Origin of the sequence: Nocardia sp. NPDC057668 (assembly GCF_042799795.1) — a bacterium.
GTDB lineage: Bacteria > Actinomycetota > Actinomycetes > Mycobacteriales > Mycobacteriaceae > Nocardia.
Genome location: NZ_JBHVIC010000001.1, coordinates 2,418,534 through 2,432,447 on the forward strand (window position 1 = coordinate 2,418,534; position 13,914 = coordinate 2,432,447).

10 protein-coding genes are annotated in these 13,914 nt (G+C 69.4%); 1 reads left to right on the forward strand and 9 read right to left on the reverse strand.

The genetic code is table 11. From position 1 onward, the window contains the following. Positions 1–56: 56 nt before the first annotated feature. From obgE to ACFVBH_RS11175, 8 genes are all read right to left on the reverse strand, one after another. Positions 57–1,511, reverse strand: coding sequence for a GTPase ObgE (obgE, locus tag ACFVBH_RS11140; protein WP_354986257.1), 1,455 nt, complete (start codon positions 1,509–1,511; stop codon positions 57–59). Between the two features lie 251 nt (positions 1,512–1,762). Beyond that, positions 1,763–2,029: a 50S ribosomal protein L27 gene (gene rpmA, locus ACFVBH_RS11145; protein WP_354986256.1), complete on the reverse strand. Its 267-nt coding sequence runs from the start codon at positions 2,027–2,029 to the stop codon at positions 1,763–1,765. A gap of 51 nt (positions 2,030–2,080) precedes the next feature. After that, positions 2,081–2,392, reverse strand: coding sequence for a 50S ribosomal protein L21 (gene rplU / locus ACFVBH_RS11150; protein ID WP_354986255.1), 312 nt, complete (start codon positions 2,390–2,392; stop codon positions 2,081–2,083). A 416-nt stretch (positions 2,393–2,808) separates the two neighbouring features. Beyond that, entirely contained in the window at positions 2,809–6,102 is a 3,294-nt protein-coding gene (locus ACFVBH_RS11155; RefSeq protein WP_379001231.1) for a translation initiation factor IF-2 N-terminal domain-containing protein, read from the reverse strand. Positions 6,103–6,573: 471 nt separating this feature from the next. Next, positions 6,574–6,990, reverse strand: coding sequence for a nucleoside-diphosphate kinase (ndk, locus tag ACFVBH_RS11160; protein ID WP_354986254.1), 417 nt, complete (start codon positions 6,988–6,990; stop codon positions 6,574–6,576). A gap of 158 nt (positions 6,991–7,148) precedes the next feature. Then, on the reverse strand, positions 7,149–7,571 hold the full coding sequence (locus tag ACFVBH_RS11165; RefSeq protein WP_379001232.1) for a DUF4233 domain-containing protein: 423 nt from the start codon (positions 7,569–7,571) through the stop codon (positions 7,149–7,151). Next, positions 7,571–8,941 carry a bifunctional folylpolyglutamate synthase/dihydrofolate synthase gene (locus ACFVBH_RS11170; RefSeq protein WP_379001698.1) on the reverse strand — a complete coding sequence of 457 codons (1,371 nt, stop codon included), beginning with the start codon at positions 8,939–8,941 and terminating at the stop codon, positions 7,571–7,573. Before ACFVBH_RS11170 ends, ACFVBH_RS11165 begins: the two co-directional genes overlap by 1 nt. Positions 8,942–9,042: 101 nt before the next feature. Next, the gene (locus ACFVBH_RS11175; protein ID WP_379001233.1) at positions 9,043–11,736 is read right to left on the reverse strand and encodes a valine--tRNA ligase; all 2,694 of its coding nucleotides are present in this window, start codon (positions 11,734–11,736) and stop codon (positions 9,043–9,045) included. 475 nt (positions 11,737–12,211) lie between these two features. Here ACFVBH_RS11175 and ACFVBH_RS11180 point away from each other — a divergent pair, with 475 nt between their 5' ends. Next, positions 12,212–13,003, forward strand: coding sequence for an alpha/beta fold hydrolase (locus ACFVBH_RS11180; RefSeq protein ID WP_379001234.1), 792 nt, complete (start codon positions 12,212–12,214; stop codon positions 13,001–13,003). On the opposite strand, the gene ACFVBH_RS11185 is transcribed toward ACFVBH_RS11180, so the two are convergent. Then, the gene (locus ACFVBH_RS11185) at positions 12,960–13,829 is read right to left on the reverse strand and encodes a helix-turn-helix domain-containing protein (protein WP_379001235.1); all 870 of its coding nucleotides are present in this window, start codon (positions 13,827–13,829) and stop codon (positions 12,960–12,962) included. The genes ACFVBH_RS11180 and ACFVBH_RS11185 overlap by 44 nt on opposite strands. Between the last annotated feature and the right edge of the window lie 85 nt (positions 13,830–13,914).

Here is a 13,914-nt window from a genome sequence, read left to right on the forward strand (position 1 = left end):
CTTCGAACTCGCACCGCCACCGATTCCACCACGGTGGAATCGGTCGCGGGCGTTGCCTACTGGTCCTCGTCGCCGACCAGACCACGGCGCGCACGCGAGGCATGCTTGCGCTCGGCCGCACCGATGCGGTCGGTCTGGTCCAGTCGCGGGTCCACACCACGACGGGTGAGCAGGGTCTCCACACCGGCGGAGATCTGCGGCTCCCAGTCGAAGCAGTAATCGCCGATGGTCACCGAGCACCCCGGCTCGGCACCCAGCTTGACCAGCTCTTCCTCGACGCCGAGGCGAGCCAGGCGATCGGCCAGGTAACCGACGGCCTCGGGGTTGTCGAACGGGGTCTGCGCGACCCAGCGCTCGGGCCGCTCACCGATGACCACGAAGCCACCCGGCTCGTCCGGATCCTTGACGATGCGGAATCCGCTGTCGCCCTTGACGACCGGGCGGATGACCGGGCGCTTGACCTCGACCTCGGGCCGCGACTCGCGGTACTCCTTGACCAGATTCGCCAGCGCGAAGGTCAAGGGCCGCAAGCCTTCCCGGCTCACCGCGGAGATGGTGAACACGGGCCAGCCGCGCTTGGTGAACTCCGGGGTGACCATCTCGGCCAGCTCGGCGGCGTCGGGCACATCGGCCTTGTTGAGAATGACCACCCGCGGGCGATCGGCCAGATCACCCAGCCCCGCATCGCCCTTGAGCGCGGGCTGGTACGCGGCCAGTTCGGCTTCGAGCGCGTCCACGTCCGACACCGGATCCCGGCCCGGGTCCAGGGTGGCGCAGTCGACCACGTGGGCCAGCACCGCGCAGCGCTCGAGATGGCGCAGGAAGTCCAGGCCCAGACCGCGGCCCTCGCTCGCGCCCGGAATCAGACCGGGCACATCGGCCACGGTGAACGTCGTCTCCCCCGACTGCACCACACCGAGGTTGGGCACCAGCGTGGTGAACGGGTAGTCGGCGATCTTCGGCTTGGCCGCCGAGAGCACCGAGACCAGCGAGGACTTGCCGGCCGACGGGAAACCCACCAGGCCGACGTCCGCGACCGACTTGAGCTCGAGCACCAGCTCGCGCTCCTGGCCGTCCTCACCGAGCAGTGCGAAACCGGGGGCCTTGCGCGCCTTGGACACCAGCGCCGCGTTGCCCAGGCCGCCGCGTCCGCCGAGCGCGGCCACGTACCGGGTGCCCGCGCCGACCAGATCGGCCAGCACATCCCCCTCGGGGCTCATCACCACCGTGCCGGACGGCACCTTCAGCAGCAGGCCGTCGCCCTGCTTGCCGTTGCGGTTGCTGCCCTCGCCGGGCTTGCCGTTGCCGCCCTTGGCGTGCGGGTGGAAATGGAAGTCGAGCAGCGTGTGGACATTGGCGTCGACCTCGAGGATCACGTCCCCGCCGTTGCCGCCGTTACCGCCGTCGGGTCCACCCAGGGGCATGAACTTCTCACGCCGCACCGAGGAACACCCGTGCCCACCCTTGCCCGCACGCACGTGCAACACGACACGGTCGATGAATTTGGACATATCGGTGATCATCCTCCTGCTGTGCCCTATTTGCCCTCCGCTTCGCTCCGGGCGAGTTCGCGGCCCCTATGTCTCGTTCTTCCCTCCCTCCGCTCCTCCGCTTCGCTCCCCCGCTCCACTCAGTCCAGAACGAGACGGCCGCGAACTGAGAGTTGCGGGGGTACGAAGGCCGAGCAAAGCAGAAGCGGGCCAGGGCATCGCACCCTGACCCGCTTCGGGAGAGATTGTGGAGCTCAGCTCCGGCTCGCCGGTCAGGCGTTCGCCGGCTCCGCAACCACGATGTTGACGGTCTTGCGGCCACGCTTGGTGCCGAACTCGACCGAACCCGCCGCGAGGGCGAACAGCGTGTCGTCGCCGCCACGGCCGACGTTGACGCCGGGGTGGAAGTGCGTGCCACGCTGGCGAACCAGGATCTCGCCGGACTTGACGACCTGACCGCCGAAGCGCTTCACGCCGAGCCGCTGGGCATTCGAATCGCGACCATTGCGCGAGCTGGATGCACCCTTCTTATGTGCCATTTCAGAACTCCTCGTGCCGGGGATCGAACCAGCGATCCCCTGGTCGGAAACTTAGTTGATGCCGGTGACCTTCAGGACCGTCAGCTTCTGACGGTGGCCCTGACGCTTGTGGTAGCCGGTCTTGTTCTTGAACTTGTGGATGCGGATCTTCGGGCCCTTGGTCTGTTCGACGACCTCGGCGGACACGGAAACCTTCGCCAGCTTGTCAGCATCGGTGGTCAGCTCGGCGCCGTCAACGACCAGCACCGGCGCCAGGGACACGGCAGTGCCCGGCAGACCCTCGATCTTCTCGACCTTCACCAGGTCACCAACCGCGACCTTGTACTGCTTTCCGCCGGTCTTGACGATTGCGTACGTTGCCATCGGTCGGCTGCCCTTCTTCCTGTACTAGTGCTGGTGTCAACACTTTGCTCACACGACTGATCCTCCGGTTCACACCGGAAACCGCCGTACGACTGGTCTGGTATTGCACGCCGCCTGGGGCCGGTCGGTCCTCTTGGGAACCTGGCCCTCGTTCTCACAGCATCTGCTCGAATCAAGCAGCACAGCAGAGTGCTGTCGCCGGGGGCAGCGACTGTCCAAGAGTACAGGACCGGGGAGACCCGGCCAAACCGGGGTCGCGCCACCCGAATCGGAGCCGAAGGCACAGCTCAGCGGGCCGGCCGAGGCTGCCCGCGGGGCTGTCGCGTGCGTCACGTCGCACGCTCTCGCGCCCGCCGAAACGGTCCGGCCCCGGCGTGATGACGCCGGGGCCGGACCGCGAAACAGCTTCGGCGGGGCTAGTTCCCGCCCTCCGGCGCCCCGGCGGGACGACCGGCGGCCCGGCGCCGCGCACGGGTGCGCGGGGGCACCTCGGCCGGTGCCAGGTCCTGCAGGGACAGGGCCGGCGCGGCGGGCTGATCCGTGCTCGACAGCACGAACACCGCGCCCTCGCTGGTCGAGGCCGGCGTGGAGACCGAGCGCGCCACGCGGCGGCGACGGCGACCCGGTTCGGCGCTCACCGGTTCGGTGACCTCCGGCGCGGCGACAGCGAGCTTCGGCTCGACGGTCTTCGGCTCCGCGGGTGCGGTCTGCACCGCGGTCGCGTCCTGCGCGTCCGCCACCGAGACCGCGGCTTCGGCGGCGGCGACAACGGCGTCCTCGGCCACCACCGCGTCGGCGGCGGATTCGGCCGCGGGCGTGTGCCGCCCGGTGCCGTTGGTCGAGGCGCGCGCGGCGGGCTCGGGGTCCCGGATCGCGGCCTCGGACACCGCTTCGGCGCCGGCGGCCTCGGCCGCGGCGACCGCCTCGGTGGCGAAAGCCACCTCGTCGGCCACGTCGATGTCGTCGTCGTGGTGCGCGGCCATGGCCAGGGCGACCGGATGCGCACGCCGGGCGGCGGCCTTCTCCTTGGTCTCCTTGACCTCTTCCTCGGCAGCCGGGGCGGCTGCGGCCTCGACCACGCCGGTGAGCGGGGCCTGCTCGGCCGCGGCATTGCCGCGATCCTTGCGACGGCGACGCGAGCCCTCACGACGGCCCACGCCCTCGTCCCCGGCCGGAGCGGACTCCACCGGGTAGTTGTGCACGATGAGACCGCGGCCGTGGCAGGTGTCGCAGGTGGTCGAGAACGCCTCGACCAGACCGGTTCCCAGCTTCTTGCGGGTCATCTGGACCAGGCCCAGCGAGGTCACCTCGGACACCTGATGACGCGTGCGATCGCGGCCCAGGGCCTCGGTCAGTCTGCGCAGCACCAGATCCCGGTTCGACTCGAGGACCATGTCGATGAAGTCGACCACGATCATGCCGCCGATGTCGCGCAGCCGCATCTGGCGCACGATCTCCTCGGCCGCCTCGAGGTTGTTGCGGGTGACGGTCTCTTCCAGGTTCGAGCCGCCCGCACCGGTGAACTTGCCGGTGTTGACGTCGACGACCGTCATGGCCTCGGTGCGGTCGATCACCAGGGTGCCGCCCGAGGGCAGCCACACCTTGCGATCGAGTGCCTTGGCCAGCTGCTCGTCGATCCGCAGGCTGCCGAAGACGTCGACGCTGCCGTTGGCCTCGTACTTCTCCACGCGGACAAGCAGATCCGGGGCCACGGTGCGCACGTAGTTCTCGACCGTGCTCCAGGCGCGCTCGCCCTCGATGACGAGCTTGGAGAAGTCCTCGTTGAACAGGTCGCGAACGACCTTGACCAGCAGGTCGGGCTCTTCGTAGAGGGTCTTGGGCGCGTTCGAGCCGTTCTTGGACTGATCCTCGATCGACCGCCAGGTCTGCTGCAGCCGCTCGACGTCGCGAGCCAGCTCCGACTCCTCCACGCCCTCGGACGCGGTGCGGATGATGACCCCGGCGTCCTGCGGCACGATGTCGCGCAGGATCTCCTTGAGGCGCTTGCGCTCGGTGTCGGGCAGCTTGCGGCTGATACCGGTGGAGGTGCCGCCGGGCACGTACACCAGGAAGCGACCGGCCAGGCTGATCTGCGTGGTCAGGCGCGCGCCCTTGTGGCCGACCGGGTCCTTGGAGACCTGCACCAGCACGGTGTCACCGGGCCGGAGCGCCTGCTCGATCTTGCGCTCGCGGCCGCCGAGACCGGCGGCCTCCCAGTTCACCTCGCCCGCGTACAGCACGCCGTTGCGGCCGCGGCCGATGTCGACGAACGCGGCCTCCATGGACGGCAGCACGTTCTGGACCTTGCCCAGGTAGACGTTGCCCACCATGGACGCGGACCCGGTGCTGGTCACGAAGTGCTCGACCAGGATGTTGTCCTCGAGCACCGCCACCTGCGTGGTGGAACTCGGGTGATCGGGGAAGTGCTTGTCGCGCACCACCATTACCCGGTCCACCGACTCGCGGCGGGCCAGGAATTCGGATTCTGTCAGGATCGGCGGGCGGCGGCGACCGGCCTCGCGGCCGTCCCGGCGACGCTGGCGCTTGGCCTCGAGGCGGGTGGAACCGCTGATGCCCTGCACCTCGTCGACGTCCTTGGCCGCGGCGGCCGCGGCGGCGCGGCGCTTGCTGCGCGGCTCGCGCTCGTGCACGACGGTGTTCGGCGGATCGTCTTCGGTGTTCTCGGGCTCGTTGTCCTCGCCGCCCTTGCGGCGGCGACGGCGACGGCGGCGACGGCTGCTCGAGCCCTCGGGCACGATCTCGTCGTCGGCGTCGTCCTCGGCGTCGGCCTCTTCCTCGGCATCGGCCCGGAGCTGATCCTCGATCTCGGGATCGATCTCGCCCGACTCGTCACCGTCGGCGGACTGCTCGCCCCGGCCCCGGCCCCGGCCGCGACGGCCGCGGCGACGCCGGCGCGACGCGCCGTCACCACGCTCGGAACGCGAGTCGTCGCCGTCCCAATCCTGGTCGTCCTCGGCATCGTCGGCGCTATCCTCGACGGCCTTGTCCTCGGCCGCCTCGACCTCGACCTTGGCCTTGTTCTCGGTGCGGGACCGGGCTTCGCCGCGGGTGTCGGCGCCGGACCGGTCCGCGTTCTCGGCCGGCTCGTTCTTGGCGGTCTCGGGCTTGACGGCCTCGGGTTTGACGGACTCGGCCTTGGGCTTGCGCTCGGCACGCTGCTTACGGCGGGTCTCCTCGACCGCGGCCATGTCCGGGGACAGGAACAGCGGCGCGGCGACCGGCGCGGAGGGCTGGTAGACGATGGGCTCGCCGATCGGCAGCTCCGGCTGCTGGAACGGGCTGGCGAAAAGTTTGGGGGCGCGCTTGCGCGCGGGGCGGGCCTCGGGCTCGGCGACGACGACGGCCTCGGCGGCCTCGACCTCTTCGGCGGCGAATTCGTCGGCGGCGAGCACGTCACCGGCGAGAATGGCCTCGTCCACCGTGGCGGGGGCCGCAGTCTCGACGGCCTGCGGGCCGAAGGCGTCGCGCACGGATTCCGCGACGGTGCGGTCCAGGCTGGATTGCGGGCTGCGCGCCTGCGCGCCCATTTCGGTCAGGTGGGCCAGGATTCGTTTGCTGGTCACTCCCAGCAGCTTCGCCAGGGCGTGTACCCGGATGCGTTCGGGAAGCTGTTCGGCGACCGGGTCGGCCGCCGCTCCCTGTTCTCCGGCGTTCACCTGCGATGCGTCCTGCGGCTCTTGATCGGCCACGAAATCTCCTCGGGACCCCCGGGCGCGTCCCTCAGATGTGAGTGACGCGGCCGACGCGGGGGCGCTGTCTCGTCCCACACCCCATCGGGCGCGAGAGCGTATGGTCTGCGCGCCGCGTGCCCGCTATCACCTATGTTGTCGTCGTTCGGGCGAATGTGGTCACGTGGCGCCTGGCTGTTTGGCTCGACCCCACGACACGAGCGTTCATCCAGCGGGCCGCCCGACAGCCGAGTCTCGGTAGCCGTCGGCGGCAGCGATGATCGTCCGTCGTGCCGTGTAGTCAGTCGGAGGTGGCCCTCACCTGCCGCTAATGGCGGGCAGCGGTCACTTCCGATGCCAGTATCCCACACCACCTCGGGGCGTCGCGCCCACGAACCCCCGACACCCCGTCGCCGGTGGTGCCGGAGGTTCGGGCGAGCGCACCCGGTGCGGCCGGTAATCGGCCCACACGATGCGGAGCCCGGGAGCGGATCAGAGGGTGAATTCGGGGAACCAGAGGGCGATTTCGCGCTTGGCGGACTCGGGCGAGTCGGAGCCGTGCACCAGGTTGAACTGGGTCTCGAGGGCGTAGTCGCCGCGAATGCTGCCGGTGGCGGCCTTCTCGACCGGGTCGGTGCCGCCCGCGATCTGGCGGAAGGCGGGGATGGCGCGGTTACCCTCGAGCACGGCCGCCACGACCGGACCCGAGGTGATGAATTCGATCAGCGAACCGAAGAACGGCCGCTCCCGGTGCTCGGCGTAGTGCTCGACCGCGATCTCTTCGGAAACGTTCACCAGCTTCAGCGCCGCGATCTTCAGACCCTTGCGCTCGATGCGGGTGATGATCTCCCCGACCAGGCCCCGGGCCACGCCGTCCGGCTTGATGAGTACCAACGTCTGCTCAGTCACGCGAAAATCCTAGCTGGCCGCCGCTGCCAGGACCTAAGCGCACTCTGGGCCCTCCCCCACCGTGACGACTGATTTCGTGAGTTCGGGGTAACTCGCCGGGTACGCCCAGAGCGGATGGCGCACCTTACGATCCCACGCGAATGGGACTGTCGCGGCTCTCAGCCGGGCGCTCGAGTTCCGGGGAGGCGGGATTGTTGGCTGGGCAGGAGGCCCGCCGCGATGCGCTTGCGGACGTCGGCGCGCAGGAACAGGATGAACGCCCAGACGATGGCGAAGACCACGCCGATGACCAGGATCGAGAGCTGCATGAAGGCGCCGCCGATGATCAGCAGCGCCTGCAGGACCAGGTTGTAGGTCATGGCCCAGGGCTTGCCCTGCACGCCCGCGCCCAGGAACATCGCCACGGCCAGGCCGACCAGGAAGGTGATGGACCACCATTCCAGGCCACCACCCACGGCCGAGACCACCGGCAGCGCGAGCAGCACGGTGATGGCTTCGAGGATGAGCGTCCCGGCCATCACCCCGCGGAAGCCCTTCCAGGGGTCGGTGGCGGGTTCGGGAATCGAGGTCTGCTCCGCCATCACGCGGGATCCTTTCCGAACAGCGAGCGGGCCGCCCCGGCGGTGGCGACCGATCCGGTCACCACAATGCCCGCACCGGAGACCATTTCGCCATGTTCGCCCTCTTCGGCCAGGGCGATGGCGGTTTCGATGGCGTCGGTGAGGTCGTTGGCGACCGCGACGCGCTCATCACCGAACCGCTGGACGGCCAGGTTGGCCAGGTCGTCGACGGGCAGCGCGCGCGGCGAGCCGTTCTCGGTGACCACGACCGCGTCGACGATGGGTTCGAGGGCGTCCAGGATGCCGCCGGCGTCCTTGTCGCCGAGCACGGCCACCACGGCGATGAGTTTGCGGAAGTCGAATTCGCCGGTGAGCGTGGCCGCCAGGGCCTGGGCGCCCTGTGGATTGTGCGCGGCGTCCAGGAAGATCGTCGGCGCGCTGCGCATGCGTTCCATCCGGCCGGGGCTCACCGCGGTCGCGAATCCGGCGCGCACGGCGTCGATGTCGAGCTGGCGGGACGCGCCCGCGCCGAAGAACGCCTCGACCGCCGCGAGCGCGAGCACCGCGTTGCGGGCCTGATGCTCGCCGTGCAGCGGCAGGAAGATGTCGTCGTAGACCCCGCCCAGGCCCTGCAGCGAGAGCACCTGGCCGCCGACGGCGACCGCGCGGGTGAGCACCCGGAACTCCGAGCCCTCGCGCGCCACGGCGGCGTCCATCTCCACGGCTCGGCGCAGCAGCACCTCCATGACCTCGGGCTCCTGCTGCGCGATGACGGTGACCGTGTCGCGCGCGACCAGGCCGTCGTCGGGGGCCTTCTTGATGATCCCGGCCTTCTCCCCCGCGATGGATTCCAGGTCCGGGCCGAGGTATTCGGTGTGGTCCAGGCCGATCGGGGTGATGACCGCGACCTGCGCGTCGATCACGTTGGTGGCGTCCCAGCGCCCGCCCATCCCGGTCTCCACGACCGCGACGTCCACCGGCGCTTCGGCGAAGGCCGCGTAGGCCATGCCGGTGAGCACCTCGAACTTGCTCATGGCCGGACCGCCCGCGGCGTCGGACTGCTTGTCGATCATCTCCAGGAAGGGCAGCAGTTCCCGGTAGAGCTCGACGTAGCGTCCGGGTGTGATGGGCGCGTTGTCGATGGCGATGCGCTCGGTGGCCAGCTGCAGGTGCGGGCTGGTGATGCGGCCCGTACGCCGATGCAGCGCGGTGAGCAGCGCGTCGATCATGCGGGTGACCGAGGTCTTGCCGTTGGTGCCCGCGATGTGGATGGCCGGATAGCCGTGCTGGGGCGAGCCGAGCAGGTCCATCAGGGTCGCGATGCGGGTCAGCGACGGCTCGATCTTGGTTTCCGGCCAGCGCTTGTCGAGTTCGGCCTCGACCAGCGCCATTTCGGCCAGATCCACCGGGGAGGTGCCGGCCAGCGGCCCCTCCGCGTACCGGGGCCGCTGCTCGTCCGGCTGCTCGTCGATGTCGTGATCGTGGTCGTCGCTCATTTGCGGTCCGCCAGTTTCGCGATCTCGGCCAGCCGGGCGCCGATGCGCTCGACCTCGGAGGCGGCGATCTCCTGCCGGCCCCGGATCTTGGCGACGACGTCGTCGGGGGCCTTGGCCAGGAAGCCCTCGTTGCCGAGTTTGCCCGTGGTGCCGGCCAATTCCTTCTGCGCCGCGGCCAGGTCCTTCTCGAGACGGCGCGCCTCGGCGACGAGGTCGACGGTGCCGGAGGTGTCGATCTCGACGGTGACGGTGGCGTTGCTCAGGCGCACCTCGAGCGAGGCGGTGGCGGCGAAGTCGTCACCGGGGGCGGTGAGCCGGCCCTGGTTGGCGATCTCGGTCTGCTGGGCGAGCACGTCGGCGGCGTCCAGTCCGATGAGCTTGGCGGCGACCTTCTGGCTGTCGGCCAGGCCCTGATCGCTGCGGAAGCGGCGGATCTCGGTGATGAGTCGCTGGGTGTCGGCGATGCGGCGGGCCGAAACCTCGTCGGCGGCAACGCCGCTGGCCTGCGGCCAGGCCGCGATGACCACCGATTCCCCGCCGGTGAGCGCGCGCCAGAGTTCCTCGGTGACGAACGGGATGGCCGGATGCAGCAGGCGCAGCACCGCGTCGAGCACGTTGCCGAGCACGATGCGGGTGCTGGCGGTGCGCTCCTGCGACTCGGCGAACTGCACCTTGGCCAATTCCAGGTACCAGGAACAGAATTCGTCCCACGCGAAGTGGTAGAGCTGCTCGCAGGCCTTGCCGAAGTCGTAGCGGTCGAAGTTGGCGTCCACCTCGGCGCGCACCTGGTCCAGGCGGTCCAGGATCCAGCGATCGGAGTCGGTGAGGGTCTCGCGGGCCGGAAGCTCGCCGGGCTGCGCGCCGTTCATGAGCGCGAACTTGGTGGCGTTGAACAGCTTGGTGATGAAGCTGCGCGAGGCGGTGACGTGCGAGGTTCCGATGGACAGGTCGCTGCCGGGCTGCGCCCCGCGCGCGAGGGTGAATCGGGTTGCGTCCGCGCCGTATTCGTTGATCCAGTCCAGCGGGTCGATGCCGTTGCCGCGCGACTTGGACATCTTCTTGCCGTGCTCGTCGCGAATCAGGCCGTGCAGGAACACATCCTGGAACGGCACCTGCTTGGCCTCGGCCTTCTTACCCGCGGTGATGACCGGATCGTCGGAGACGAACATGCCGAACATCATCATGCGGGCGACCCAGAAGAACAGGATGTCGTACCCGGTGACCAGAACGCTGGTGGGATAGAACTTCTCGAGTTCGGCGGTGGTCTCGGGCCAGCCCATGGTGGAGAAGGGCCACAGGCCGGAGGAGAACCACGTGTCCAGGACGTCGGGGTCCTGCACGTAGCCCTCGGGGGCCTGCTCGTCCGGTCCGACGCAGACGATCTCGCCCGCGGGGCCGTACCAGATCGGGATGCGGTGGCCCCACCACAGCTGGCGGGAGATGTTCCAGTCGTGCATGTTGTCGACCCAGTCGAACCAGCGCGGTTCCTGGCTGGCGGGGTGGATCTTCACCTCGCCGTTGCGCACGGCGTCGCCGGCGGCCTTGGCGATGCCCTCGACCTTGACCCACCACTGCATGGACAGGCGCGGTTCGATGGGTTCGCCCGAGCGCTCGGAGTGCCCGACCTGATGCTTGTACGGGTACACGCGCCCGACGATGCGGCCTTCGGCCTCGAGCCGTTCGCGGATCTTCACGCGGGCTTCGAAGCGGTCCATGCCGTCGAATTCGGTTCCGCTGTCGGCGATCTTGCCGGTCTTGTCCATGATCGTGGGCATGGGCAGGTTGTGGCGCAGGCCGAGCTCGAAGTCGTTGGGGTCGTGCGCGGGGGTGATCTTCACTGCGCCGGAGCCGAATTCGGGATCGACGTAGTCGTCGGCGACGATCGGGATCTGGCGGCCGGTGATGGGGTGGTAGACGGTGGTGCCGATGAGGGCTTTGTACCGCTCGTCCTCCGGGTGCACCGCGACGGCGGTGTCGCCGAGCATCGTCTCCACGCGGGTGGTGGCGACGATCACATGCGGTTCGTCGTCGTTCAGCGACCCGAAGCGCATGGACACGAGCTCGCCGTCGACCTCCTTGTGGTCGACCTCGAGGTCGGAGATGCCGGTCTGCAGCACCGGCGACCAGTTGACCAGGCGCTCGGCCCGGTAGATCAGGCCCGCCTCGTACAGGCGCTTGAAGATGGTCTGCACCGCGCGGGAGAGGCCGTCGTCCATGGTGAAGCGGTCGCGGCTCCAGTCGACGCCGTCGCCGAGGCGGCGCATCTGGCCCTGAATCGCGCCGCCGGACTCGCGCTTCCAGTCCCAGACCTTGTCGATGAACAGCTCGCGGCCGAAGTCTTCCTTGGTCTTGCCGTCGACGGCGAGCTGCTTCTCCACCACGTTCTGGGTGGCGATGCCGGCGTGGTCCATGCCGGGCAGCCACAGCACCTCGAAGCCCTGCATGCGCTTGCGGCGGGTGAGCAGGTCCATGAGGGTGTGGTCCAGGGCATGGCCCATGTGCAGGCTGCCGGTGACGTTCGGCGGCGGCAGCACGATCGAGTAGGCGGGCTTGTCGCTGCTCGCGTCGGCGGTGAAGTAACCAGCGCGTACCCAGCCCTCGTACAGGTCGCTCTCTACGTCGCTGGGGTTCCAGCTCTTGGGGAGGGCATCGGCACGATTACGTGGGTTCTCAGAGGCTGTGCTGGTCACCTGGCGATTCTAATTGAGGCCCGCGCAGGGCTTGACAGCGCCGCCGAGCTTTGCAGCCTCGCCGCTGAACGCTGTCGGCAACTCCGGCTCGCGACAACTCCGGCTCGCAGTTCTCGGCCCGCCCGGTTCTGGACCGAGTGGAGCGGGGAGCGAAGCGGAGGGAGGGAAGAACCGGGCCAAAGGGGGCCGCGAACCCGCCGGAGCGACGCGGAGGCAAAAGAGACGCGGAGGCAAAAGATAGGGGCGGGACTACCGGCGGATGAGGGACACCGGAAGCCCCGCCTCAACAAGAAGACTACCGGGGGTTCGAGCCGGATTCCCGAATCCATAAGCAATTCTCAGGATTCGGCCAAATCGCCCAGGGTAGACCGGTATTCGTTGCATTCACGTTGCGTCGGGCGCACTGTCGCGCGCGGTCGGGGGCACCGGCCGGGATCCGGCTCCCGCGGCGAAAGGCTGTCGTAGAGTCCGAAATATGCCGTTCGTCGCTCGTGGGGGAACGAAGATTCATTACGCCGATACGGGAGGTGCAGGGCCGGCCATAGTTCTGGGGCACTCGATGCTCATGGACAACGAGATGTTCGAACCGCAGCGATCCGCCTTGGGGCGGGAGTACCGGATCGTCGCCATCGACTCCCGGGGTCACGGTCCCAGCTCGGACGACGGAACGCCGTTCAGCTATTGGGATCTGGCGCGCGACGCCTGGGCCGTGGTCGATCACCTGGGCATCGACCGGGTCGTGGTCGGCGGTGTCGAGGACGGCGCGTCCACCGCGCTGCGCATGGCGCTGCTCGCGCCGCCGCGGGTGCGCGGGGTCATCGTGATCGGGTGCACCGCCCGCGCCATGCCGCCGGATCGGCGGGTGGGTTACCGCGAGGTGCTGGACTACTGGGCCGGCGACGGCCCGCTGACCCCCACGATCAAGATGGTGTCGGCGCTGACCATCGGCGGCACCCTCGAGGACAAGCTGCCGTGGTGGGACAAGTGGATGGCCGGTGATCGCAGCCGGGTCCGGCTCACCACCGAATGCCTGATCAACCGGGATTCGGTGTTCGAGCTGCTGGGCGACATCGACTGTCCCGCACTGGTGTTGCGCGGATCCAGCGATCAGGCCTCGAGCCCGCGGGACGCGCTCGAGATCACCGCGGCCTTCGGCGGCCCGGCTGCACTGCACACCATCGCGGGCGCGTCCATGGTCCCGAACCTCACCCATCCCGACGCGGTCAACGAGATCTTCCGGGACTTTCTGGCGGGACTTCCCGGGTAGCCGCGGCGGGCTCCGCACCGACCAGCCCGATGAACAGCTGGTGCGAGGTGTCCGGCGCGGTGCTGCGATAGCGCTGCACGACCACGTCGAAGATGGTGGCCGTCTTGGGATTTCGCAGCTTGAAGGTGGAGTCCGGGCGGCCGATGCGCACGTGCGCGTCCGCCCACAGCCTGCGGAAGTCCGCGTGCTCGCCCAGTTCCGCCAACAGTTCGTCTATCTCCGCGCGCCCGTGCGCCTGCGCGGCGTAGGCGCGGAATCGACCGACCATGAGGCGGGCCTCGTGCTCCCACTCCTCGATGACGATGCGAGCGCGCGGATCGGTGAACAGCCAGCGCACCACGTGCCCGCCGCGCAGCAGACCGGGGAAGGCCGCGTCGAAGGCGCTGTTGCAGGCGACCACTCGCCAGCCGTCGTCCAGGGCCGCGCCCAGGTGCGGCAGCAGGGCGTCCAGCGTGCGGCGCACGGTGTCGACGACGGGGTCGTCGCGGCGCAGCTGCCGGGGATTGCGCCGGGCGGGCTGCTGCTGAGCCAGGTGATAGAGGTGCACGCGTTCGGCGGCGTCCAGGCCCAGCACGGTGGCGAGGGAGTCGAGGATGGCGGGGCCGGGGTTGAGCGCATCGCCCTGTTCGATCTTGGCGATGTAGCCGAGGCTGGCGTGGGTGGCCTCCGCCAGTTGTTTGCGGGTCAGTCCGGCCGGATGCCGGGCGGTGCCCCGCGAACGGCGCTCGCGGACGAACTCGGCCAGCGAGGGCGCGCGCAGTGCGGAGGCGCCGGCGCCGCGGCTGCCCGGCAGCCCGATGTCATTGTCCGGCAAGAGTTCTCCCATTCGCCCGGGCAGCCTTCGTGACCTGCCGGAATTGCACAGTACCGCGCGCGGAACCGGTCCTCGCGGCGAAGTCGCGGCGGGCGCT